The sequence below is a fragment of the Nocardia salmonicida NBRC 13393 genome (genome assembly GCF_001613085.1).
Classification (GTDB): Bacteria; Actinomycetota; Actinomycetes; order Mycobacteriales; family Mycobacteriaceae; genus Nocardia; species Nocardia salmonicida.
Map to the genome: position 1 here is coordinate 72,581 of NZ_BDBR01000013.1, position 23,860 is coordinate 96,440.

General features: G+C 66.4%; 24 protein-coding genes, 1 tRNA gene and 2 pseudogenes. 18 read left to right on the forward strand and 9 right to left on the reverse strand.

Translation table 11 applies throughout. The features are described 5' to 3' along the window. Window positions 1–84: 84 nt before the first annotated feature. Together NS1_RS16035 and NS1_RS16040 are read right to left on the reverse strand one after the other, a co-directional pair. Window positions 85–708 (reverse strand): arsenate reductase/protein-tyrosine-phosphatase family protein, encoded by a 624-nt coding sequence (locus NS1_RS16035; protein WP_062985487.1) that lies wholly within the window; start codon window positions 706–708, stop codon window positions 85–87. Between the two features lie 185 nt (window positions 709–893). Continuing rightward, on the reverse strand, window positions 894–1,403 hold the full coding sequence (locus NS1_RS16040) for a monooxygenase family protein (RefSeq protein ID WP_062985489.1): 510 nt from the start codon (window positions 1,401–1,403) through the stop codon (window positions 894–896). Between the two features lie 112 nt (window positions 1,404–1,515). On the opposite strand from NS1_RS16040, the gene NS1_RS16045 reads away from it, so the two are divergent. The 8 genes and pseudogenes from NS1_RS16045 to polA all read left to right on the forward strand — a co-directional run bounded on the left by NS1_RS16045 (window position 1,516) and on the right by polA (window position 10,953). Further along, a tRNA-Leu gene (locus tag NS1_RS16045) sits at window positions 1,516–1,602 on the forward strand. Between the two features lie 165 nt (window positions 1,603–1,767). After that, window positions 1,768–2,379 (forward strand): ANTAR domain-containing response regulator, encoded by a 612-nt coding sequence (locus NS1_RS16050; protein ID WP_056824610.1) that lies wholly within the window; start codon window positions 1,768–1,770, stop codon window positions 2,377–2,379. A 206-nt stretch (window positions 2,380–2,585) separates the two neighbouring features. Further along, window positions 2,586–3,809 (forward strand): branched-chain amino acid ABC transporter substrate-binding protein, encoded by a 1,224-nt coding sequence (locus NS1_RS16055; RefSeq protein WP_373864340.1) that lies wholly within the window; start codon window positions 2,586–2,588, stop codon window positions 3,807–3,809. 72 nt (window positions 3,810–3,881) lie between these two features. Further along, window positions 3,882–4,919, forward strand: coding sequence for a branched-chain amino acid ABC transporter permease (locus NS1_RS16060; protein WP_056824606.1), 1,038 nt, complete (start codon window positions 3,882–3,884; stop codon window positions 4,917–4,919). Next, window positions 4,916–6,340 carry a branched-chain amino acid ABC transporter permease gene (locus tag NS1_RS16065; protein ID WP_062985491.1) on the forward strand — a complete coding sequence of 475 codons (1,425 nt, stop codon included), beginning with the start codon at window positions 4,916–4,918 and terminating at the stop codon, window positions 6,338–6,340. The genes NS1_RS16060 and NS1_RS16065 overlap by 4 nt, the downstream gene beginning before the upstream one ends. Window positions 6,341–6,381: 41 nt before the next feature. Further along, window positions 6,382–7,287, forward strand: a pseudogene (locus NS1_RS42635) (ABC transporter ATP-binding protein); the annotation flags it as partial. 150 nt (window positions 7,288–7,437) lie between these two features. After that, window positions 7,438–8,133, forward strand: a complete 696-nt coding sequence (locus NS1_RS42640) for an ABC transporter ATP-binding protein (protein WP_255284566.1) — start codon at window positions 7,438–7,440, stop codon at window positions 8,131–8,133. Window positions 8,134–8,214: 81 nt separating this feature from the next. Then, window positions 8,215–10,953 (forward strand): DNA polymerase I, encoded by a 2,739-nt coding sequence (polA, locus tag NS1_RS16075; protein WP_056824598.1) that lies wholly within the window; start codon window positions 8,215–8,217, stop codon window positions 10,951–10,953. Window positions 10,954–11,019: 66 nt separating this feature from the next. Here polA and NS1_RS16080 read toward each other — a convergent pair whose 3' ends face one another. Then, a complete protein-coding gene (locus tag NS1_RS16080) occupies window positions 11,020–11,358 on the reverse strand; it encodes an LGFP repeat-containing protein (RefSeq protein WP_056824593.1) in 339 nt (112 codons plus the stop codon). A 170-nt stretch (window positions 11,359–11,528) separates the two neighbouring features. After that, the gene (locus NS1_RS16085) at window positions 11,529–11,999 is read right to left on the reverse strand and encodes an alpha/beta fold hydrolase (RefSeq protein WP_062985493.1); all 471 of its coding nucleotides are present in this window, start codon (window positions 11,997–11,999) and stop codon (window positions 11,529–11,531) included. Between the two features lie 7 nt (window positions 12,000–12,006). Between NS1_RS16085 and NS1_RS16090 the strand changes: the two genes are divergently transcribed. Continuing rightward, entirely contained in the window at window positions 12,007–12,771 is a 765-nt protein-coding gene (locus NS1_RS16090; RefSeq protein WP_062985494.1) for an acyl-[acyl-carrier-protein] thioesterase, read from the forward strand. Window positions 12,772–12,791: 20 nt separating this feature from the next. Here NS1_RS16090 and NS1_RS42255 read toward each other — a convergent pair. Then, window positions 12,792–13,022: pseudogene (locus NS1_RS42255) on the reverse strand (DUF6191 domain-containing protein); the annotation flags it as partial. A 367-nt stretch (window positions 13,023–13,389) separates the two neighbouring features. Between NS1_RS42255 and NS1_RS16100 the strand changes: the two are divergent. Continuing rightward, window positions 13,390–13,809, forward strand: coding sequence for a hypothetical protein (locus tag NS1_RS16100; protein ID WP_056824583.1), 420 nt, complete (start codon window positions 13,390–13,392; stop codon window positions 13,807–13,809). Window positions 13,810–13,891: 82 nt separating this feature from the next. Here the strand turns inward: NS1_RS16100 and trxA are convergent, their stop codons facing one another. Then, on the reverse strand, window positions 13,892–14,269 hold the full coding sequence (gene trxA, locus NS1_RS16105) for a thioredoxin (protein ID WP_056824580.1): 378 nt from the start codon (window positions 14,267–14,269) through the stop codon (window positions 13,892–13,894). Window positions 14,270–14,466: 197 nt separating this feature from the next. On the opposite strand from trxA, the gene NS1_RS16110 reads away from it, so the two are divergent. The 4 genes from NS1_RS16110 (at window position 14,467) to NS1_RS16125 (ending at window position 18,297) form a co-directional block, all read left to right on the forward strand. Then, a complete protein-coding gene (locus tag NS1_RS16110) occupies window positions 14,467–15,546 on the forward strand; it encodes an isocitrate/isopropylmalate dehydrogenase family protein (protein ID WP_062985498.1) in 1,080 nt (359 codons plus the stop codon). Window positions 15,547–15,672: 126 nt separating this feature from the next. After that, the gene (locus NS1_RS16115; RefSeq protein ID WP_062985500.1) at window positions 15,673–16,578 is read left to right on the forward strand and encodes an ABC transporter substrate-binding protein; all 906 of its coding nucleotides are present in this window, start codon (window positions 15,673–15,675) and stop codon (window positions 16,576–16,578) included. A gap of 1 nt (window position 16,579) precedes the next feature. Then, entirely contained in the window at window positions 16,580–17,518 is a 939-nt protein-coding gene (locus tag NS1_RS16120) for an amino acid ABC transporter permease (RefSeq protein WP_056824570.1), read from the forward strand. Window positions 17,519–17,544: 26 nt separating this feature from the next. Next, window positions 17,545–18,297, forward strand: a complete 753-nt coding sequence (locus NS1_RS16125; protein WP_056824568.1) for an amino acid ABC transporter ATP-binding protein — start codon at window positions 17,545–17,547, stop codon at window positions 18,295–18,297. A gap of 70 nt (window positions 18,298–18,367) precedes the next feature. Here the strand turns inward: NS1_RS16125 and NS1_RS16130 are convergent, their stop codons facing one another. Next, window positions 18,368–19,009 (reverse strand): MerR family transcriptional regulator, encoded by a 642-nt coding sequence (locus NS1_RS16130; RefSeq protein WP_062985502.1) that lies wholly within the window; start codon window positions 19,007–19,009, stop codon window positions 18,368–18,370. A gap of 103 nt (window positions 19,010–19,112) precedes the next feature. Here NS1_RS16130 and NS1_RS41330 point away from each other — a divergent pair, with 103 nt between their 5' ends. Genes NS1_RS41330 through NS1_RS16140 form a run of 3 tightly spaced genes read left to right on the forward strand, consistent with a single transcriptional unit; the run spans window position 19,113 to window position 20,526 of the window. After that, the gene (locus NS1_RS41330) at window positions 19,113–19,529 is read left to right on the forward strand and encodes a hypothetical protein (RefSeq protein ID WP_218019928.1); all 417 of its coding nucleotides are present in this window, start codon (window positions 19,113–19,115) and stop codon (window positions 19,527–19,529) included. A gap of 14 nt (window positions 19,530–19,543) precedes the next feature. After that, entirely contained in the window at window positions 19,544–20,059 is a 516-nt protein-coding gene (locus NS1_RS41335; protein ID WP_218019929.1) for a hypothetical protein, read from the forward strand. After that, window positions 20,056–20,526, forward strand: a complete 471-nt coding sequence (locus NS1_RS16140) for an ABA4-like family protein (protein WP_062985504.1) — start codon at window positions 20,056–20,058, stop codon at window positions 20,524–20,526. The genes NS1_RS41335 and NS1_RS16140 overlap by 4 nt, the downstream gene beginning before the upstream one ends. A gap of 36 nt (window positions 20,527–20,562) precedes the next feature. On the opposite strand, the gene NS1_RS16145 is transcribed toward NS1_RS16140, so the two are convergent. After that, entirely contained in the window at window positions 20,563–22,110 is a 1,548-nt protein-coding gene (locus NS1_RS16145; RefSeq protein WP_062985676.1) for an acyl-CoA carboxylase subunit beta, read from the reverse strand. Between the two features lie 132 nt (window positions 22,111–22,242). On the opposite strand from NS1_RS16145, the gene NS1_RS16150 reads away from it, so the two are divergent. Next, complete coding sequence (locus NS1_RS16150; protein WP_062985506.1) at window positions 22,243–22,914, forward strand: pyridoxamine 5'-phosphate oxidase family protein; 672 nt, start codon at window positions 22,243–22,245, stop codon at window positions 22,912–22,914. A 25-nt stretch (window positions 22,915–22,939) separates the two neighbouring features. Here NS1_RS16150 and NS1_RS16155 read toward each other — a convergent pair whose 3' ends face one another. Further along, window positions 22,940–23,851: a LysR family transcriptional regulator gene (locus NS1_RS16155; RefSeq protein ID WP_062985508.1), complete on the reverse strand. Its 912-nt coding sequence runs from the start codon at window positions 23,849–23,851 to the stop codon at window positions 22,940–22,942. Window positions 23,852–23,860 lie beyond the last annotated feature (9 nt).

Sequence of the window (23,860 nt, forward strand, 5' to 3'; positions counted from 1 at the left end):
GTGTCGAACCTGCAAGGGGTAACCACCCACGTCCGCGCCGAAGTCTAATCCCTGCGCGCCGTGGCGAACAGCCCTAGCGCGGACTCAGCGTCCGCGCTGCGCGGCGAGGAAGGCCGACAGGGGCCCGGCGGGCGCGCCGGGTGCTATCACCAGGCCGGGGCGATCGCCGTCGCCGGAGAGTTTCGTCTGTTCGTGCGGGGCGAGCGCTCCCAGTACGGGGAACAGCATTTCGGCGATGCGGTCGCCGACCGCGAGGAAGGCTTCCGGCGAGAGGCCGATCGGGTCGGCGATGTTCTCCCGGCCGACGTAGGCCAGGTTGTTGCGCGCATGGTGCAGGGCGGCAATGGATTTCGCGCCGGTGACTTTGGCGATGCGATACGCCTCGGCGAGGGTGAAGGTGCGCGGCGCGGCGCCGAAAGCCAGTTCGCCGACCTGGTCGCGTAAAGAATCGGTCATCGTCAGCACCAGATCGGCGCGATCGACCATCTCGGGCCGGAGCTTTCTGGCCTTGAATCCGGAGGTGTCGCCACCGAGGCCCTGGATGGTCTCCACGGCCATCGGCTCGGGCGGAAAGCCGACCAGGGCGCGGGTGCCCGCGCTTTCCGCGGTGAGGCCGGGTAGTCGGTGCTCTGTCGCGAACGCCCGGGTGAGCCGTTCGGCGATCACCGACCGGCAGACATTGGAGTTGCAGACGAAGAGCACGTGCATACCGACACCGTAATCGGGTCGATTGTCACGGAGTAGGCCCGAATTGTAACCATCACAAGCGTGGTACTACCTATTCACCTTTCGGTTGAATGCCGTACATCATTCACGATGCGCAAATCTGTTGTGTGTGACCGTGATACCCGCGAGATAGGGGCGTGAAACCCTGTGGTGATATGTGTCGGCCGTCACTCTTTTCGATTATAGTAATTCGATTCGGTAATAACCGGCGGCACCGCCGGTGGGGCGCCGTGTACGCGGCCCCTGGTGGAGAACATCGGGCCACGCGCGGGCACGACCGGCGCGAACGCCGCCAGTCCGGTCGTGGTCGACATGTCGTCGTAGACCGCGTCGATCCCACCGCGGCGGAAGTAGGCCTCGTGCCAGAAGCCGGTGCCGCCGGAATCGCGGAGGAATTCCCGCCACCACTGCCGGTGCGGCTCCGATCGCGTCCAGCGCTCGAGCGAATCCAGATCGCGCCAGTACTGCCTGGCTCCCCAGTGGGGCGGAAGCATCGACCACACGATGTCTTCGTGCCGGAGCAATCCGTCGGGCCGGTCGGTATGTGAGCGATACAACTTCGGGCCGACGCCGAGTAGTCGCAGCATGCCGCGCGGAGTGCGCACGCGCATGCCGAGCAGGATCATCACCAGGTCGGGGTAGGCATCGAGGTCGACCGTAGTTCTGTGCACGCGCATGATCGCAGCCCCTTCCGTGGTGCCCTTACGAGGTACTACGGCGCGGGCCGACGTCCGGTTCGACCGGCGGTTGGCTTCCCTGCGCGCCGAGACGCTATAGTGACCGCGGTGCGCCGGGTTGGCGGAACTGGCAGACGCGACGGTCTCAAAAACCGTTGTCCGGAAGGACGTGTGGGTTCGAGTCCCACACTCGGCACCACGGCGGAAGCGCGGCGCAAGTAGCCGCGCTCCGCGGGGGAGTATCCGGCGCAGGGTGTGCGCGATCTCATCGCAGGCGCATTCTCTGCGCGGAAGCAAAAGGTACTCTTTACAACGCCAGTCGTGGTGTGATCGACAGGCATCAGAATCCAGAGGGGTCGAACCTATGAGCACGAATGCAGCCGGCGCCACGCGTGAGGCCGCGGCCAAGCGGGTCGTCGTCGCCGAGGATGAGGCCTTGATCCGGATGGATCTCGTCGAGATGCTCAAGGAAGAGGGCTACGACGTCGTCGGCGAAGCGGGTGACGGGCAGCAGGCCGTCGAGCTCGCCGAGGAGCTGCGCCCCGATCTGGTCATCATGGACGTGAAGATGCCGCGCCGTGACGGCATTGATGCCGCCGCCGAGATCGCGTCGAAACGTGTTGCGCCCGTGGTGATTCTGACCGCGTTCAGTCAGCGCGATCTGGTCGAGCGGGCCCGGGACGCCGGCGCGATGGCCTATCTCGTGAAGCCGTTCACCAAATCCGATCTGGTCCCCGCGATCGAACTCGCGGCCAGTCGTTTTCACGAAATCACCGCGCTGGAAACAGAAGTAGCGAATCTGTCGGACCGTTTGGAGACGCGCAAACTGGTGGAGCGGGCCAAGGGCGTGCTCATGCAGACCCAGGGGCTGTCGGAACCGCAGGCGTTCAAATGGATTCAGCGCACCGCGATGGATCGCCGCACGACCATGAAGGCGGTCGCCGAAGTCGTGCTGGAGAACCTCACCCCGCAGTGACACGGTTCGGCTCTCGCTGCCGCGCGGGCCGAAAGCAGGAAATGTTTACGCAAGCGAAACGATAATGTGAACTATTGCTGGACAAGAGGCGTCCGACATGATGCGAATGTGATGCGGATCTAACAAAGCGGCGATATGTTCTCTGCGGGCTGAACGTGGTCGGCCCCCTCGGTGAACCCGGGGAGCACAGGACATAGAGGTGAGACGTGCTCAGTTCGACATGGCGCAGTCGGTCGACGCGAGGAGTTCTGGTTATCGGAGCTGCCGCGTCGTTGGTGTTGTCCGGATGCAGTGACAAGTCGTCCGATGGCGGCGGTGGCGGCAACACCGATCTCTCCATCCAGTCGGTCGTTCAGCTCGATACCCAGGGTAAGGCCGTCGCGACAACCGAAGCCGGTGCGGCCGCGGACCCCGCAGGCGACGGCAAGGCCAAGTGCGCGCCGCTGACCCTCGGCATGGCCGGCCCGCTGACCGGCGGCAATGCCGCCCTCGGCATCAACATCATCATGGGCGTGAAGCTCGCGCTCGACCAGCACAACAAGGCCAACCCGGACTGTCAGGTCTCGGTGAAGCAGTTCGACACCGAGGGCAAGCCGCAGATCGCCAGCCAGGTGGTTCCGACGATCGTCGCCGACCCGAACATCGTGGCGCTGGTCGGCCCGACCTTCTCGGGTGAGACCAAGGCGACCGGCCAGATCCTCAGCGAGGCAGGCATGCCCACGCTGACGGCGTCGGCCACCAACCCCACGCTCACCCAGAACGGCTGGAAGACCTTCTTCCGCGGTCTCGGCAACGACGACTCGCAGGGTCCGGCCGTGGCCAACTACCTGACCGGCGAGAAGGGCTTCAAGAAGATCTGCGTCGTGCAGGACAACACCGACTACGGTGCCGGTCTGGCGAAGGCCTTCATCACCGCCGCGGGTCCCGCGGCCGACGCCTCCTGCGGGACGAGCGTCAAGGAAGGTGACAAGGACTTCTCGGCAGCGGTCTCGAAGCTGTCCGCGGCCAAGCCCGACGCCATCTTCTACGCCGGGTACTACGCCGAGGCGGCACCGTTCGTGCAGCAGCTGCGTTCCGGTGGCGTGACCGCGGCCTTCGTTTCCGCCGACGGCACCAACGATCCCGAGTTCGTCCGTCAGGCCGGTTCCTCGTCCAAGGACGCGCTGCTGTCGTGCCCGTGCAGCCCCGCGCCGGAGAAGTTCGCCGCCGACTACAAGGCGCTCAACGGCCAGGCGCCCGGCGTCTACTCCGTCGAGGGCTACGACCTGACCACGATCCTGCTCAAGGGAATCGATTCCGGCAAGGTCACCCGCGCCGAGCTCGTCGACTACGTCCGCAACTACGACGGCACCGGTGTCGCCCGCCAGTACAAGTGGGGCGAGACCGGCGAGTTGGCCAATATCCAGATCTGGATGTACCAGGTCAAGTAGTTCAGACGATGTGTGCGGCGGTGCGCGTGGCTGTGATGCCACGCGCACCGCTCGCCTGACGCGAGAGTAATCATGACATCAGCGGCTTCGCTCGGTGTATCCCTGTTAGCCGAGGGGTCCATCGATTTCAACGTCTCCGGGGTGATCGACCAGTTCTGGCGATTGACCGTGGACGGCCTCACCTACGGCTCGATCTACGCTCTGGTCGCTGTCGGCTACACGCTGGTCTACGGCGTGCTTCGATTGATCAACTTCGCCCACTCCGAGATCTTCATGCTCGGCATGTTCGGCACCTATGTGGGGCTGGAACTGCTCGGCTTCGCGCCCAGCGGCAACGTGTATTCCCAGGGTGTCGGGCTGACGGTTCTGTATCTGGGCTTGGCGATGCTGTTCGGCATGCTCGTCTCCGGCATCGCGGCGGTGGGGCTCGAACGAGTCGCCTACCGGCCGCTGCGCAGGCGGGGCGCGAAACCGCTGGCCTTCCTGATCACCGCGATCGGTATGTCGTTCGTGATCCAGGAGTTCGTCCACTACATCCTGCCCAAGATCAAGCCCGGTCTCGGCGGGTCCAACGCCCAGACCGGTATCCGGCTCGTGGAGCCGAAGGTGCAGTTCACCTTCCTCGGCGCGCCGGTCACCAATGTGGCGCTGGTGATCTTCGCCGCGGCCATCGTGCTCGCGGTCACCACCGAGATCGTCATCAACAGAACCAAATTCGGCCGCGCCATCCGCGCGGTGGCCCAAGACCCCGACACCGCCACCCTGATGGGCGTCTCGCGTGAGCGGGTCATCGTGTTGACCTTCCTCATCGGCGGGCTGCTGGCAGGCGCCGCCGCGATGTTGTACACGCTCTACATCCCCACCGGCATCATCTTCTCCGGCGGCTTCATCCTCGGTATCAAGGCGTTCAGCGCCGCGGTGCTCGGTGGCATCGGCAACCTGCGTGGCGCGCTGCTCGGCGGGTTGATCCTCGGCGTCGCCGAGCAGTACGGACAGATCCTGTTCGGTACCGAATGGCGTGACGTGGTGGCATTCGTCCTGCTGGTGACCGTGCTGATGTTCCGGCCTACCGGCATCCTCGGCGAGAGCCTGGGGAGGGCACGCGCATGATCGACCTGACGAAAACCCCGAAAGCGCCTGTCGCGCACCAGGATCGACGTGGCGTCGGTGACGCGATCCGGGTCTGGTGGGACGGGCTCTCGCGTCCGGCCCAGTGGGCCGTCGGCGTGCCGATCATCGCCCTGCTGGCGCTGATGCCGCTGTTCCCGCCCCCGCTGCTCGACACTCCGGGCGTGAGCTTCGGCGGTGTGATGGCGCAATTCGCCATGTACGCGCTGATCGCCATCGGCCTGAACGTGGTGGTCGGCCAGACCGGTCTGCTCGACCTCGGTTACGTCGGCTTCTACGCCGTCGGCGCCTATACGGTCGGCCTGCTCACCAGTCCGAACAGTCCGTGGAACCAAACCGACGGCGGCTGGCTGGAACCCGGCTGGGCGTGGGTGGCCTGCCTGCCGATCGCGATCGCGCTGACCGCGCTGGCCGGGCTGATCCTCGGTGCGCCGACGCTGCGCCTGCGTGGTGACTACCTCGCGATCGTGACGTTGGGCTTCGGCGAGATCGTCCGGCTGATGGCCGACAACCTGACCGAGCTGACCAACGGCAGTCTCGGGCTCTCCAAGATCGCGTACCCCGCGGTCGGCGAGTCCGAGGCGCACCCCGGCGGCTTCTTCTCCCCGGGCAACCTCGGCGACCCCAACAGCTGGAATCCCTTCCAGCGGGCGAGCAACGGCACCTGGTGGTTCTGGCTCGGCATGGCCTTCGTGATCGTGGTGCTGCTGATCATCGGCAACCTCGAGCGCAGCCGGGTCGGCCGCTCCTGGGTCGCCATCCGCGAGGACGAGGACGCCGCCGAGATCATGGGCGTGCCGACCTTCAAGTTCAAGCTGTGGGCGTTCGTGATCGGGGCCTCGGTCGGCGGACTGTCCGGCGCGATGTATGCCGGTCAGGTCACCTACGTCAACCCCAAACAGTTCGACATCATCTTGTCGATGCTGTTCCTGTGCGCGGTGGTGCTCGGTGGTTCGGGCAACAAACTCGGCGTGATCGTCGGCGCGTTCCTCATCGCCTACCTGCCGATGCGGTTGCAGTCGGTGCAGTTGGTGTCCAGCGAGTCGACCGGATATCTGATGCTCGGCCTCGATGTCGCGCTGCTGATCGGACTGTGGCTGCTGTGGCGGTGGAAGAAGGATTCGCTGGCCGTGTGGGTCCGGCGGGTGGTGATCGGAGTGGCGATCGTCGGGGTGGTCCTCGGTTTGCTGCTGCTCGGCAGCGTGTTGCTGTTCCGTCCGGGCGGCGCCCAGAACCTCGGTGACCTGAAGTACCTCTACTTCGGCATCGCGCTCGTGGTGATGATGATTCTGCGGCCACAGGGTCTGTTCCCGGTCCGGCAGAAGCTGCTCGCCTACGGCAGACAGGTGTACCAGGCGGTCGTGCGCAAGCCGGCGGCCGGATCGATCGGAGCAGGGCAATGACGGGGCCGGGCGCGGGAGACGCGCTGTACGACAACGAAGACATGAAGGCCGGTTACCGGCCGCCGCCCGAGGTCGAGCCCGCGGGCGAGGTCGACGTCACCGCGGTGATGCCCGAACTCGCCGACGCCGAGACCGTCGCCGAGGTGGTCGCCCCGCATCGTGAGATCGACACGGCGGTGGGCGAGCCACTGCTGCGCACGGACGGTCTGACCGTCAAGTTCGGTGGTCTGACCGCGTTGGACGGGGTCAGTTTCGAGATCCGCCGCGGCGAGATCCTCGGCCTGATCGGCCCCAACGGCGCGGGCAAGACCACCTGCTTCAACGCGATCACCGGTGTGTACAAGCCCGCGTCGGGCAGCGTGCACTTCGACGGTCAGCCACTGGCCAAGACCAAGCGCAACGAGATCACCCGCATGGGTATCGCGCGCACGTTCCAGAACGTGCGGTTGTTCGGCGAGATGACGGCGCTGGAGAACGTCGTCGTCGGCACCGATGCTCGCCACACCACGTCGGTGCCCGGCGCGGTGTTCCGTACGCCGAAGTTCAAGCGCGAGGAACGCGACGCCATCGAACGTGGCATGGCGTTGCTCGAGTTCGTCGGCATCGCACCGCGCGCGGTCGAGAAGGCCCGCAATCTGTCCTACGGCGACCAGCGCAGGCTCGAGATCGCGCGGGCGCTGGCCACCGAGCCCAAACTGCTGTGCCTGGACGAACCGGCTGCTGGTTTCAATCCCAGCGAGAAGTCGGCGCTGATGGACCTGATCCGCAAGATCCGCGACGACGGCTACACCGTGCTGCTCATCGAGCACGACATGCGCCTGGTGATGGGCGTGACCGACCGGATCGTGGTCCTGGAGTTCGGGCGCAAGATCGCCGACGGCCTGCCCACCGAGGTGCGCGAGGACCCGGCGGTGATCGCGGCCTACCTCGGCGTTCCCGACGCGGACACCGTCGAGGAGGTGCGCGAGGGATCCGCGGCAGCCGCGGCGGAAGGGGTGACCTCGCCTTCGGTGCCTGCCACCGTGTCGGTGCAGGAGCGCGAGGACGAGCCGCAAGCCGCTGTCGAGTCGGCGGCGCCGCTGCTCGAGGTGCAGGACATGGTCGTGAACTACGGCCGGATCGAAGCGCTGCACGGCATTTCGCTCTCGGTCGCCCCGGGCGAACTGGTGACCCTGCTCGGTGCCAACGGCGCGGGCAAGACCACCACCATGCGGGCGCTGTCCGGTCTGCTGCCGCTCACCTCGGGTCGGATCCTGTTCCAGGGCAGAGACATCACCACGATGAAGGCCCACGATCGGGTGGTCGAGGGTCTGATCCAGGCGCCCGAAGGTCGCGGTGTGTTTCCCGGTATGACGGTCGCGGAGAATCTCGATATGGGCTGCTACGGCAGACCTTTCGAGAAGAAGACCGAGTACCAGCAGACCCTCGACTGGGTCTTCGAGCTGTTTCCCCGCCTGGCCGAACGGCGCAAGCAGGTCGGCGGCACGATGTCGGGCGGCGAACAGCAGATGCTCGCGATCGGACGCGCCCTCATGGCCCGGCCCAAGCTGCTGCTGCTCGACGAGCCCTCGATGGGTCTGGCTCCCATGGTGATCCAGCAGATCTTCCGGATCATCAGCGAGATCAACCGCCAGGGCACCACCGTGTTGCTCGTGGAGCAGAACGCCCAACAGGCTCTGACCCGCAGCGATCGGGCCTACATCCTGGAAACCGGTGAGGTCACCAAGTCCGGCCCTGGTGCGGCGTTGTTGACCGACTCCGCGGTGAAGTCGGCCTACCTCGGCGTCGACTGACCCGGGATCCGGCGAGTGTCCGGCCCCGCATCGCTCTCGGGCGATGCGGGGCCGGTTCTGTCGGTGGGGGTGCCTAGACTCATGCGCGTGAGTTCACCGACGACTGCGCAGGCATCGACACCGACCACTGCCCCCGATGGCGAGCGGCCTACGCTGCTGCTCCTGGACGGGCATTCGATCGCCTATCGCGCGTTCTTCGCGCTACCGGCGGAGAACTTCAAGACCGTGACGGGTCAGACCACCAATGCGGTGTACGGATTCACCTCGATGCTGATCAATCTGCTGCGCGACGAGAAGCCGAGCCATGTCGCCGCGGCGTTCGACGTGTCGCGCAAGACTTTCCGCACCGAGGCCTACCCCGAGTACAAGGCCAATCGCAGCGCCACCCCCGACGAGTTCCGTGGGCAGGTCGAACTCACCAAGGATGTGCTCGGCGCGATGGGCATTCCGGTGATGGCCATCGACGGCTACGAGGCCGACGATGTGATCGCCACCCTCACCACCCAGGCGATGACCCAGGGCTACCGGGTTCTCATCGTCACCGGCGACCGCGACGCGATCCAGCTGGTCAACGACGACGTCACCGTGCTCTACCCGAAGAAGGGCGTCTCGGATCTGACCCGCTTCACCCCGGCCGAGGTGGAGACCAAGTACGGACTCACGCCCGCCCAGTACCCCGACTACGCGGCTCTGCGCGGCGACCCGAGCGACAATCTGCCCGGCATTCCCGGGGTGGGGGAGAAGACCGCCGCCAAGTGGATCCGCGAATACGGTGACCTCGCCACCCTGGTCGACCGGGTCGATCAGGTGAAGGGCAAGGTCGGCGAGTCGCTGCGCGCGAACCTGTCCAGCGTGGTGCTCAACCGCCAGCTCACCGAGATGGTGCGCGAGGTGCCGCTGCCCTACAGCCCCGATCAGCTGGCCAAGGCGCCGTGGGACCGCGACAAGATCCACCAGCTCTTCGACGACCTCGAGTTCCGGGTCCTGCGCGACCGGCTCTTCGACACCCTCGGTTCCCCCGAGCCGGAAGCCGAATCGGGTTTCGAGATCAGCGGTGGCGCCCTCGATCAGGGCGCGGTCGCCGACTGGCTGGCCGAGCATGCCAAAGCCGGTGTGCGCCACGGCCTCTCGATCGTCGGGACCGGCACCCCGGTGCACGGTGACGCGCGGGCCCTGGCAATCGCCGCGGCCGACGGCGAGGGTGGCTACATCGATCTGACCGTGCTCACCCCCGAGGACGAGACGGCTCTGGCGACGTGGCTGGCAGACCCCGAGGTGCTCAAGGCCCTGCACGAGGCCAAGTCCGCCGGTCACGCCCTGCGCGGGCGCGGCTTCACCCTGGGCGGTCTCGCCACCGACACCGCCCTGTCGGCCTACCTGGTGCGCCCCGGCCAGCGCAGCTTCAATCTCGACGACCTGTCCCTGCGCTACCTCAAGCGCGAACTGCGCGTCGAGACCGGCGACACCGGCCAGCTCTCCCTGCTCGACGACGAGGACACCGTCGCCGCCGATATCGCGCGCGAGGAGATGCTGCGCGCCCGCGCGGTCGCCGACCTGGCCGTGGCCCTTGATACCGAACTCGAGGCGATCGAGTCGACCCCGCTGCTCACGGAGATGGAGCTGCCGCTGCTCGGGGTGCTCGGTCAGCTCGAGGAAGCGGGCATCGCGGTCGACGTCGCCCAGCTCGAAAACCTCCAGCAGCAGTTCGCCGACCGCGTCACCGAGGCGGCGAACTCCGCCTACGACGTGATCGGCAAGCAGATCAACCTCGGCTCGCCCAAGCAGCTGCAGGTGGTGCTGTTCGACGAGCTCGATATGCCCAAGACCAAGCGCACCAAGACCGGTTACACCACCGACGCCGACGCGCTGGAATCGCTGTTCGAGAAGACCGGCCACGCGTTCCTGGAACACCTGCTCGCCCACCGCGACGCGACCCGGCTCAAGGTGACCGTCGACGGCCTGCTCAAGTCGGTGTCCGACGACGGCCGCGTGCACACCACGTTCAACCAGACCATCGCCGCGACCGGTCGCCTGTCCTCGACCGAGCCGAACCTGCAGAACATCCCGATCCGCACCGACACCGGCCGCCAGATCCGCGACACGTTCGTGGTCGGTCCCGGTTTCGCCGAGCTCATGACCGCCGACTACAGCCAGATCGAGATGCGCATCATGGCGCACCTGTCCGGCGACGCCGGTCTGATCGAGGCGTTCAATTCCGGCGAGGACCTGCACACCTTCGTCGCGTCGAAGGCCTTCGACATCCCGATCGCGGAGGTGAGCCCCGAGCTGCGCCGCCGGATCAAGGCCATGTCCTACGGCCTCGCCTACGGTCTCAGTTCCTATGGCCTGAGCGCCCAGCTGAAGATCAGCACGACCGAGGCCAAGGAGCAGATGGACGTCTACTTCGATCGCTTCGGCGGCATCCGCGACTACCTGTCCGACGTCGTCGATCAGGCCCGCAAGGTCGGCTACACCCAAACCCTGTTCGGTCGCCGCCGCTACCTGCCCGACCTGGACTCCAGCAACCGCCAGCGTCGCGAATCCGCCGAGCGTATGGCGCTCAACGCCCCCATCCAGGGTACCGCGGCCGACATCATCAAGGTCGCGATGATCAACGTGCAGAAGGCGATCCACGACGCCGGACTGCGCTCGCGCATGCTCCTGCAGATCCACGACGAACTCGTCTTCGAGGTGGTCGAGGGCGAACGTGAAGCGCTCGAAGCCCTTGCGCGCGAACAGATGTCAGCCGCGATCGACCTCTCGGTGCCGCTCACCGTCTCCGTCGGCACCGGACGCAGCTGGGATGCGGCCGCGCACTGAGATGGCCCAGACGCCACGATGGGCACCTACCCGCGCGGGTAGGTGCCCATCGTCAGGCAACGCTGATTACGCGTTGACCGTCACCGCATCGTCGGCGATCGAGTAGCTGATCGAGCCGTTCTCGAACTGGCTGATCTTGCCGCCGTCGATGTCCTGCTCGTCGGTGGTCGGGTAGCCCAGTCGGCCGCCCGCGCCGCCTTCGGCTTCCCATGCCAGTCGGATGGCGCCGTACACGGTCTTGGCTCCGGTCGGGAGCTTGAAGTAGATGACTCCGCCGGTGAATTCCTGGAACTTGCCACCGTTGGGGGCGTCCTGCTCTGCCGAGGTCGGCTCACCCAGCGGGCTGGACGCGCCACCGGCTTCGTTGTAGTGATCGCCGATAGCCCCAGTGACTTCGAATGCCATGTCGAACAATTCCTTTCACGCAGTAACAATTGGCCTAGCGGCGGCGACGCTACAGTGCGATCGCTCGTTCCCGGCGGCGACGCGCGGGAGATTCACAATCTGGTCACACTTTATTAGCCAGGGATTCGCTCGGGCTCGACGACCGGAACCGGCGCACTGTCCAGGCGGCGCTAGCGAAAACGCTGGACGATAGCTTCGGCGACCGCGCCGGGCTCGTGTTCGGGGACGAAATGTCCGGCGCCGGGCAACTCGACGACCTGATGATCGGTGAACGTGCCGCGCATCCGTGGCAGGAACGACGCAGGCCGGAAAGCCATGTCCTTCATGCCCCGGATCAGCAGTGTCGGGGTGGCCAGCTGATCGAGAAAGGGGCGGGCAGCCAGGATCTGTCCGGGCATCGCGGCGATGCGGTGCCTGGCTTCTGGTGAGGGCTGCACCGCGCGATAGTGATCGGCCTCGGCGTCGCTGATCGTGTTCCGCAGCTCACGGAGCAGAAAACGCTCGACGAGCAGGTTGTCATGCGTGCGGGGAGGGGCCCGACCGACAGCGCGCTGGCCGGTGTGTTCCAGGCGGCCGGCCCGTTCACGCGCCGGTTCGCCGGTTCGCCGGAGCGGGGCGGGCGTGGCGAACTGTGGCAGCATCGGCCCTATGCCTGCTGACGTCATCGCGACCCCGCTGCCCGACTGCCCCGATATCGAGCAGGCCTTCGCGATGTCGTGGCCGGTGCGGTTGGGTGATACCGACGGCGACGACCGGTTGCGGCTCGACGCGGTGGCGCGGTATCTGCAGGACATCGGGTTCGATCACCTCGATGCCGTCGAGGACGGCCACACCCATCAGGCGTGGATCGTGCGACGCACTGTCATCGACGTGTACGAGCCGATCGTGTTCGGTGACCGCGTCCAGCTACGTCGCTGGGCCGACGCGCTCTCGAATCGCTGGTGCGACATGCGAATTCAGCTGCGCGGGGAGAAGGGCGGACACATCGAGGCCGCGGCCTTCCTGATCCACATCGACCCTGTCGCCGGTCGGCCCGCCCGGATGAGCGAGGCGTTCATGGCGCCGATGCTGGCCAGCACCACCGAGCACCGCCTCCGCTGGAAAGCGGCCCTCACCGAACTCGACGACCCGCACGTGGAGTCGGTGCCGTTCCCGCTGCGCGTCACCGATGTCGACCGGCTCGGCCACGTCAACAACGCCGTCTACTGGGAAGCGGTCGAGGAGGCGCTCGCGGCGCACCCAGGCCGCCACCGGTTGCCGTATCGGGCGATCGTCGAACACGTCGGCCCGGTGATGATGGGCGACAAGGTGGTGTTGCGGACGAGCTCGCTGCCCGGCAGCCTGCGCGTGCAGGTCGATGTCAACGGTTCGGCGCGGGCTCTCGCCTCGGTCGAACCCCTGCCAGGGCGCTGATCGAGCAGCGGCGGCGCACCCTCCGACGGGTTCTCCCGATGCATGAGCGTGCTCTGACGCTGCTCGAACTCGTGGTGCTCGGACCCCTGGAACATCGCGGTGAGATGGTCGAATCCGGTAGCCGACGCGACCGTGCCTCCACGCTTGCGCGTCCACGGCAGAAAACGTGTCCCGGTGACCCGGTTGATCGCCACCTCGACGAACGCCAACAGGACCAGCAGACATGCGAGCCCGGGAATCGTCATCGCCATGAGCAGCCCATACCCGATACGGTGCCCATCGCCGGAGCCGCGGCCGACGTTACCGTTCCTGAGCTGCGGTGATGGTACTCACCGGTAGACACTCCGGGCGGTGAACCAGGTTGCGGTTTCGAGGCGATCGCCCTATTCTCGACTGCGTGCCGAATCCCGCCCGCTGTGCCGCGCTGCTAGTCGCTGACCGCGACCTCGCGGTCGCTGCTGCGCAGACCGCGCAGGTAGCTTCACGGCGAATTCTTCTCGTAGTAATCCGCCGTAGCGGGGTCTGATTCGGACCAGCCCCTACGCTGCGGGCTGCTTTTCATCGTTCTGCTGGTCCCATCCTGCCAACGAAGACATCTTCGGGAAGACCTCACCTGCAATGACGCTGACACTGGACCATGCCCTGTTCGACGCCGCCCCCAAAGGTCTGCGCGCCGAGCTCACCGACCTCGACCCCGCCGCCTTCCTGGACCGGTACACCCGCGCCGACGGATCCATCGCGCTTCGCGAATGGTCTTGTTCCGGAACGGATTTCACCGCCACCCTGGAATTCGCCGACCATCTTCGCACCGTCATCGCCACCGGTAGCCCCGTCGCCGTGATGACCTCCGCGCTCTACGACGAGGGCTACCCCCTCGAGATCCTGCGCTTCCATCAGCGCCCGACCACCGACGGCATCGCCACGTTCATGCACTGCGAGATCAACGGCAGGCGTGGCTGGGCGGTGGCGACAGCCGCCGACAGCGCGGAATCGACCGTGCGCGCCATGATCGCCGGCGTCAACCTGCTCGCGGGCTGACACCACACGAACACACAAGGGCCCGTTCACCACGAAAGGTGAACGGGCCCTTTGCGTTGCGCGCGAAAGACGCGGCGCCGAACTACTCGGCGGGGGAGGACTCCTGCTGCTCGGCGATCTGCTTGCGCACCTCGTCCATGTCCAGGTCCTTGATCTGGGTCACCAGATCCTCGAGCGCGGCAGGCGGCAACGCGCCGGGCTGGGCGAAGACGAGCACGCCCTCGCGGAAGGCCATGATGGTCGGAATCGACTGGATGTTGGCGGCAGCGGCGAGTCCCTGCTCGGCCTCGGTATCGACCTTGCCGTAGACGACGTCGGTGTGCTTTTCCGACGAGGTCTCGTAGGTCGGCGCGAAACTGCGGCACGGACCGCACCAGGAAGCCCAGAAATCGACGAGGACCACGTCGTTTCCGGTGATGACTTCGTCGAAGTTCTGCTGGGTCAGCGTCTGGGTGGCCATGACGTCCTCTCCTTGTCGGTGTCCTCGGCTGTAACGCCGCGGCGTCCTACTATCTTCCCCCGATCGCGCGACGCTCCGGCCGTCACGGCCCGATCGGGCAGCGAATCCGCACTACAGCGGCCAGAAATTCGGTCCCGGCCGCGTGTCAGTACCGCCCGCGTGGTCACCGCTGGGCGGGTGCGCGCGAAGATAGCGGAGTGAACGCGACGAAGGCGAGCCTGCGACTCGGAGTGATCGACGGCGACGGAATCGGCCCCGAGGTGGTGGCCGCGACCCGCGCGGTCGTCGATGAGGCGATCGGCGCGGCCGGGCTCGCCCCGGCGCAGTGGGTTCCGCTGGTGATCGGGCACGACGCGATCGCCGCCTACGGCAACCCGCTGCCGGAACAGACTCTGACAGCCCTCGAGGATCTCGACGCCTGGATCCTCGGCCCCCACGACAACGCCTCCTACCCGTCGGACATGCGGGTGGCACCGGGCGGCGTCATCCGCAAACGCCTCGGGCTCTACGCGAACGTCCGCCCCGCCGTCGCGTTCACCGGGGTGCGCGCGATGGCGCCCGATATCGATCTGGTGATCGTTCGGGAGAACAGCGAGGGCTTCTACGCCGATCGCAACATGTTCGCCGGCTCGGGGGAGTTCCGTCCCACCGAGGACGTGGCGATGGCGGTCGCGGTGATCACACGCCAGGCGTGCGAGCGGATCGCGCATCAGGCGCTGCGCCTGGCGCAGGGTCGGCGCAAGCGGGTCACCGTGGTGCACAAGGCCAATGTGCTGCCGATGACGACCGGCCTGTTCCGTGACGTCTGCTACGCGGTGGCCGAGCAGTATCCGGAGGTGACCGTCGACGACGAACACGTCGACGCGATGGCGGCGCACCTGGTGCGCTCACCCGCCGAATACGACGTGATCGTCACCGAGAACCTCTTCGGTGACATCCTCTCGGACCTGGCCGGTGAGCTCAGCGGTTCCCTCGGCATGGCGGCCTCGCTCAACTGCTCCGACACGCGCGCGATGGCACAGGCCGTGCACGGCGCGGCGCCGGGTCTGGCCGGACATAATCGGGCCAATCCCGCCGCGCTGCAATTGTCGGCGGCAATGCTGTTGCGCTGGTTGGCAGTTCGTGACGACAATCGTTTTCTCCATGATGCCGCCGACCGGATTACCCGCGCCGTGGCGGCGACGTTCGCGGCCGGAATCGCGACCGCGGATCTCGGCGGACTGGCTTCCACCAGCGAATTCACCGAACAGGTCAGTGCCCGTGTGCACCGGAGGTGAAGGGACCCCTTTCACATCGGCTGATTAATCTTCGGTTACTGTCGCACCACGCTGTGTCCGGTTCGCATACATTGCCAAACAGGCGCTGACACGTGGCCGGCGTCGACGTGAAATGTGGAGGCTCCTTTGTCTGTTCGAACTGTCCTCGGCCGTGGCGCCGTGCGGCTGCTGTGTACCGTCGCCGGCGGTGCCTTGTTGTTGACCGGCTGCGCCGAGAACACCGAGGGCGACGGCGCCTCGGTCGACAAGGTGTCGGTGGAGAAGGTCGACGCGCTCGCCGCGGCGGTCCCCGACAAAGTGAAGCAGGCAGGCAAGTTGGTCGTCGGCGTGAACGTGCCGTACCAGCCGAACGAGTACAAGGACGCGAGCGGCAAGATCGTCGGCTTCGATGTGGACCTCCTCGATGCCGTCGCGAGCACCCTCGGACTGAAGGTCGACTATGTCGAATCCTCGTTCGAGAAGATCATTCCCGCCATTCAGGCAGGGACCTACGACGTGGGTATGTCCTCGATCACCGATTCGCGCGAACGGGAGCAGCAGGTCGATTTCACGACCTATTTCTCCGCGGGCATCCAGTGGGCCCAGCAAACCGGTAAAACGATCGATCCGAACAATGCGTGCGGCCTGAAAGTCGCCGTACAGGCCACTACGGTCGAGCACACCGACGAGATTCCCGCCAAGAGCGCCAAGTGCGTCGCCGAGGGTAAGCCCGCTATCGATATGAAGGCATTCGACGAGCAGAGCGCCGCGACCAACGCATTGATGCTCGGCCAGGTCGACGCGATGTCGGCCGATTCCCCGGTGACCGCGTACGCGATCAAGCAGAGCGAAGGCAAGATCGAGTCGGCGGGCCCGCTGTTCGACTCCGCGCCCTACGGCTGGGCCGTGCAGAAGACCTCGCCACTGGCGGTGTCGTTGCAGAAGGCGCTGCAGCACCTGATCGACAACGGCAAGTACGGCGAGATCACCACCAACTGGGGTGTGCAGGACGGTCAGATCAAGACCTCGGTGATCAACGGTGCAGTGAGCTGACGTGACCGACGAGAAAGACACGGTGGAGGTGCCCGGACCGGGCACCGAACCCGAACCGATCAAAGCGGTCCCGCTGCGCAGGCCGGGCCGCTGGATCGCGGCGGCAATCATCCTGATCCTGGTGGGATTGTTCGTCTACGGTGCTGCTACCAATCCCGCCTACCGGTGGGATACCTACGGCAAATATCTGTTCGACACCCGCATCACCCAGGGTGCGATCGTCACCCTGGAACTCACCGTGCTCGCGATGGCGATCGCGGTGGGTCTGGGCACGGTGCTGGCGGTGATGCGCCTGTCGCCGAACCCGGTGCTGCGCACGGCCGCGTGGATCTATCTGTGGATCTTCCGCGGCACTCCGGTGTTCGTGCAGTTGGTGTTCTGGGGTCTGGTTCCCTCGCTGTACAAGCAGATCGACCTCGGCGTGCCGTTCGGTCCGCAGTTCTTTCACCTCGACGTGCAGAACCTGCAGGCCGCGTTCCTGTTCGCGGTGATCGGCCTCGGTCTCAACGAGGCCGCGTACATGGCCGAGATCGTGCGCGCGGGCATCAACTCCGTCGGCGAGGGTCAGCGCGAAGCGTCGGTGGCGCTGGGTATGTCGTGGACGCAGACCATGCGCCGCACGGTGCTGCCGCAGGCCATGCGGGTGATCATCCCGCCCACCGGCAACGAGCTGATCGGCATGCTCAAGACGACCTCGCTGGTCACCGCGATTCCCTTGAGCACCGACCTGTTCGGCCGCGCCCGTGACATCTACGGCGTGAACTTCCAGCCGATCCCGCTGCTGCTCGTCTGTGCCACCTGGTACCTCGCGATCACCAGCGTCCTGATGGTCGGCCAGTACTACTTGGAACGCTATTACTCGCGCGGCGCCACCCGGCAGCTGACGGCAAAGCAGCTCCAGGAACTGGCCACGGCGCAGGCGGCGGTGAAGGCGAAATGACCGAACCACAAGTGGCAGTCCCGCCGATGGTGCTGGCCGACCGGGTGTGCAAGAACTTCGGCGCGCTGCAGGTGCTCAAGGGCATCTCGCTCGAGGTGCAGCGCGGCAAGGTGCTCACCCTGGTCGGGCCGTCCGGCTCGGGAAAGTCGACGTTCCTGCGGTGTATCAATCACCTCGAGCAGGTGAACGCGGGCAGGCTCTATGTCGACGGCGATCTCGTGGGCTACCGGGAGAAGAACGGCAAGCTCTACGAGATGCACGAGCGCGATGCCGCGGTGCAGCGTCGAGATATCGGCATGGTGTTCCAGCATTTCAACCTGTTTCCGCACCGTACGGCGTTGGAGAACGTGATCGAAGCGCCCATCCAGGTGCGCGGGATCCGCAAGTCAGAGGCGATCGCCAGGGCCGAGGACCTGCTCGAGCGGGTCGGGCTCTCGGCCAAGCGCAATGCCTACCCCGCGCAGTTGTCCGGTGGTCAGCAGCAGCGCGTCGCCATCGCGCGAGCACTGGCGATGGATCCCAAGCTGATGCTCTTCGACGAGCCGACCTCGGCGCTGGACCCCGAGCTGGTCGGTGAGGTGCTCGCGGTGATGCGGGAGCTGGCCGATTCGGGCATGACCATGCTGGTGGTGACGCACGAGATGGGCTTCGCCCGCGAGGTCGCCGACGAACTGGTGTTCATGGATGCCGGTGTGGTCGTGGAGTCGGGTCCGCCGCGTGAACTGCTGGCCAACCCACAACAGGAGCGGACCCAGGCTTTCCTGTCACGTCTGCTCTGACTGTCCCGCCTCCCCGCGTAATTCGGCCGGACTACGTTCTTGCGAGATCAGTTGACCCCCTGAGGTTTTCTCAGGGGGTTTCCTGGTTCTTCAGGCGTTCCAGCGAGACCTGGGCCTGGGCGATGCGGCGGATGGCGGCCAGTGCGGTGTCGCCGAGGACGGTGAGTACGACGACCGCGTCGATGATGTCGTCGCGTCCGCCCGCGGACAGGGCCGACGCCACGTCGTTCTCCGCGACCGCGCGGGTGCTGTCGAAATAGGTGGGCAGGGTGGTGGTGGCCCAGTCCCGGTAGCCGAGTTGGGCGAGTCGAACGATCACTCCGGTGAGGGTGTCGATGGCCTGTGGGCTGGGTTTCATGTCCCAGCCGCGCCGGTCCATCTCCGTGCGCACGGCCTCGTGCGCACGGTCCCATTCGGCGTCGTGGGCGGCGGGCACGGGTGTGGACAGACTGTCCTGCGTCACCCCGAGCACGTGGAACAGGGGCATTTCGGGGGAGTCGATCGCGGCGAGGACATCGGAGACGGTGGCGACCGGTATCCCGCCCACCTCGATCAGCGCGCGGATCAGGCGCAATCGGCGCAGGTGGTCTTCGCCGTAGCTGGCCTGGTTGGGGCTGCTGCGTTCACCCGCGGGCAGTATTCCCTCACGCAGGTAGTACTTGATGGTGGCCACCGCGATGCCGCTGCGTTCACTCAACTCCGAGATTCGCACTCTTACCTCCGTTGTCTTCCTTACCCCTTGCCTACGTCACCCATAGCGGATAGTCTAGCTATCTATAACGGATAGTGTAGCTATCTATCTCTGGGAGATTCGAATGTCAGTCCTGACCGCCCCCTCGCTGCCCCGCCCTCGAGCCCCGCTGCATCGACCGCTGATGTATTTCGCCGCCGTCAACGCCGCGCTCGTCGTGGTCGGCCTGATCGGGATGCTGGTCGACGACCGGGTGATCGCCGGGTCGACCGCCTGGTTCAAGCCGACCAAGTTCGCGATCTCGTTCGTCTTCTACGGCGTGGCGCTGGCGTGGTTGATCTCGTTGCGGCCCAAATCTTCTCGGCTCGCCTCGGGGATGGCGACGGTGATCGTGGTCGCCGGGGTGATCGAACAGGCGATCATCTTCGGGCAGGTGATCCGCGGGACTCGCAGCCACTACAACACGACCACGGCCCTGGACGGCACCCTCTGGGTGATCATGGGATCCACCATTCTCATACTGTTCCTGGCAACCCTGTGATCGGGATCGGACTGATGCGCGCACGTCTCGGCGACGCCTCGATCACCTGGTCGATTCGTCTCGGCATCGCGATCACCTTGGTCGGGTTGGCGCTGGGAAATCTGATGCCACAACAGGAATCCGGCGTCGAGGGCATCGCGGGCGCGCACACGGTCGGAGCGCCCGACGGTACGCCCGGCATGCCGCTGACCGGGTGGAGCACGACCAACGGCGATCTGCGCATTCCGCACTTCTTCGGCATGCACGCCCTCCAGGCGCTGCCGTTGCTCGCGGCACTGCTGGTGGTGCTGGCGCCACGGATCGCGCTGTTGCGGCCGGTGCGTGTTCGGCTCGGCCTGATCATCACCGCGTCGGCGGGTTACGCGGCGGTGCTCGCGCTGGTTACCTGGCAGGCGCTGCGTGGGCAGCCGTTGATCCACCCCGATCAGGCCACACTCACCGTCGCGGCCGCGATCATCACCGGAGTTGTTGTCGGAGTAATGATCTCGGTCGCGAGCGCGGCCGGCAATCGAAAGGTAGCCACCGCATGAGCACGCTGTTCGACCTGTCGTTCTTCGTCACGGTGCCGTTCTGGGCGTTGATGATCTTCGCCCCGACCTGGCGCTGGACCCGCACGATCATCTCCTCACCGTGGATCGTGCTGGTGCCCTTGGTGGTGTGGGCGATCGTCGCGGTGCCGGTGTTGGGCGCGATGTGGTCGCTGGTGACATCGCCGTCCTTGGCCGCCATCACCGAAGCCACTGCCGATCCCGCTGTGCTCACCGCGCTGTGGGCGCAGATCATCGCGTGGGATCTGTTCCTCGGACGCTGGATCTACCTCGACAGCCGCGAGCGCGACGTCCATCCGCTCCTGATGGGCCCGCTGCTGGTCGGCACAATCCTGTTGTCGCCCCTCGCCTTCCCGATCTATCTGGTCGTCCGTGAGGTCGCACGGCGCACGCAGGCCGGGAGCTCTGCTGTGGCACAGGCAGATCCGGTCGGGGCTCAGCCGCCGTGAGCCTGGCTCACGGCGTCGGTTGACAGTGACGGGCCGCTACAACGGCATCAGGCGATGTTTGCGGGGCGCCTGCTCGATGTGCTTGTCACCGAGCAGGCGCAACGCTTTACGGATTTCCAGGCGGGTGCTCGAGGGCTCGATGACCGCGTCGATATAGCCGCGTTCGGCGGCGATCCACGGGGTGGCGACGGCGGCGTTGTAGAAGTCGACCATCTGCTGACGCACAGCGGGCCGGTCGGCCTCGGGAACGGCGGCGAGCTGTTTGCGCTGGGTCAGGCCCACGGCGGCTTCGGCGCCCATCACGGCGATCCGCGCGGTGGGCCACGCGAGGTTGATGTCGCCACCGAGTTGCTTGCACCCCATCACCGCGTAGCCGCCGCCGTAGGCCTTGCGGACCACGACGGTGACGATCGGAACGGTCGCCTCGACCACCGCGTAGAAGAACCGGCCGCCACGTTTGATGACGCCGATCTTCTCCTCCTCGACCCCGGGCAGCACGCCCGGCGTGTCGACCACGAACACCAGCGGAATGTCGAACGCGTCGCAGAGGCGGATGAAGTGCGCGGCCTTGTCCGACCCGCGCGCATCGATCGCGCCGCTGGCCACCAGCGGCTGATTGGCGACGACACCTACGCTGCGCCCGTCGACCCGCGCGAATCCGGTGATCAGGTTGCGGGCGGCGCCGTCGCCGATCTCGTGGAACTCCCCGTCGTCGAAGATCCGGAGCAGCACCTCGTACATGTCGTAGCCCCTGCGATCGGAATCCGGTATCAGCGCGTCGAGTTCGCGATCGGAGTCGGTGATCTCCGGTTCCAGACCGGGATTCACCAGCGGCGCACGCTCGTAGCAATTAGACGGCATGAAGCTCAAATAGGTGCGCGCCCACTCGAATGCGGACTTCTCGTCCACCGCCACATGGTGGATATTGCCGTTGTGCGCCTGGTTGAACGCGCCGCCGAGCTCGTCGAGGGTCACTTCCTCGCCGGTGGTCTCGCGAATGACGTCGGGACCGGTGACGAACATGTACGCCGACTCGGTCGCGATCAGCACATCGGTATTGATCGGCGAATACACCGCGCCCGCAGCGCATTTGCCCAGCATCACCGACACCTGCGGCACCACCCCGGACAGCCGGGTCTGCCGCCTGCTCATCTCCGCGTACCAGGCCAGCGAGGTGACCGCGTCCTGTACCCGCGCACCGCCGGAGTCGTTGATCGCCACGAACGGGCAGGCGATGTCGGCCGCCAGATCCATCGCCATCGCGACCTTGCGCCCGAACATCTCACCCACCGATCCGCCGAACACGGTCTGGTCGTGGGCGATCACCACCACAGGTCGCCCGTCGATCCTGCCGTGTCCGGTGACGACGCCGTCACCGTAGAGACCGTCGGCCGCGCCCGGCTGTTTCACCAGCGCGCCGATTTCGGTGAAACTGCCCTGGTCGAGAAGTATTTCGATGCGTTCGCGTGGGCCTGGTATTCCTTTCGCCGCACGCTTGGCGATTCCCGCATCCCCCGCGGGTTCCCGCGCCGCCGTCAGATTGTCCCGCAGCTCTTGCAGTTTCGCAGCAGTAGTCGACTCCACCACGCACGCCCTTCCTCGTCCTGGTCGAGCTCTCCTTCATCGGTTAGCCAAAGCGTAGCGCTGACGCCCGCGCCGACATCAGCGGCACGGCGGACCGATCCTTGACGAATCACGAGTCGTACCGTGGGTGGGGTGAACAAGCCGACCCGATACGGAGCCATCGCCTTCTCCGCGGCCACCGCGCGCCGCCAGCACAGCGGTGGCGGTTTCACCGTCCACGGCAGGCGGATGGCCGACGGCGCCGACATCGGTGAGCCCGAAGAACTGGAGCCGCAAGTGGCGGGCCTGATCCGGGCGGCCGACTCGTTCTACCTCGCGACCGTCACCGGCTCCGGCTGGCCCTACATCCAACATCGCGGCGGTCCAACGGGTTTTGTGCACCTGCTCGACGCCGCGACCATCGCGTGGGCCGAATACCCGGGCAACAACCAGTTCGTCACGCTGGGCAATCTCGACACCGACGATCGGGTCGCGCTGTTCTTCATCGATTACCCGACCCGCACCAGGGTCAAGATCTTCGGCCGTGCCGAGGTCGTCGAACGCGCCGACGATCCCGAGCTCCTCGACCGACTCCTGACCACCCCGGCGGGCCCGATCGACGCGCGCTCGGATCGGGCGTTCGTGGTGCGGATCGAAGCGTTCGACCGCAACTGCACCAAGAACATCACTCCCCGTTACCGTTCCGAGTGGATCCAGGACTACGCCCGCGCCGGCCGCGCTCCACTCGAAGCCGAAATCGACCGCCTCCGACACCGCAACGCCGAGCTCGAAGCCGAAATCGCCCGTCTGAAATCCACATCCTGACCGGCCGCGCCTCCCGGGCGACGGCTCAGGCGTGACCACCGAAGGCGATGCGCAACTGCCCGAGCAGCACCTTCGCCGCCGGGCCGGGCGGGGGATCGGTGCGCCAGGCCAGGGCCAGTCGGCCGTGGATGGTGGGCTCGACGATGTCGAGGGTTCGCACACCGAAGGCGTCTGCTTCGGCGGGGGCGAGGGCGGGGACGATGGCGGTTCCCAGTCCGCGCGCGGCGAGTTCGAGCAGTAGCGGGGGAGCGGCGGCCTCGAAGGCGATGTCCGGCGTGAAACCGGCGGCGGCACAGGAACGTTCGAAGACGCCGCGCAGGCCGGTGCCCCGGGTGAGGCAGATGAGGCGGCGATCGGCGAGGTCTTGCAAGGCGATGGAGCCCGCCGATTCGGCGGGGTCGCCGGGTGCGTCGCGAGCGACCGCGGCGACGAGTGCGGTGTGCAGGATCACGTGCAGGCCGATGCTGGAATCTGTGGGGGCGCCGGTCAATCCGGTCAGCGCGATATCGAGCTCACCGTGCTCGACGGCGGCGAGCATCCGTTCGGCGGTGTCCTCGGTGAGGCTGATCCCGACCTGCGGATGGTCGTGGTGGAAATCGGCGAGCACCCCGGCCACGTCGAAGACCTCCGACGCCGCCCCGGAGATCATGCCGACCCGGACCTGCCCCCGCAGCAAGCCCGTGAACTCCCCGACGGTATCCCCGATTCGATCGGCGGCGGCCAGGGCGGTGCGCGCGTGCTCGAGCACGGCGGCCCCGACGTCGGTCAGCGTCACGGTGCGAGCGCCGCGGTCGAGCAGGCGCTGTCCGAGTTCGCGTTCGAGTTGCCGGATCTGAGTGCTGAGGCCGGGCTGGGACAAGTGCAGCCGCTCGGCGGCCCTGGTGAACCCGCCTTCGTCGACGACCGTCACGAAGTAGCGCAGCTGCCGCAGTTCCATAACTATCAA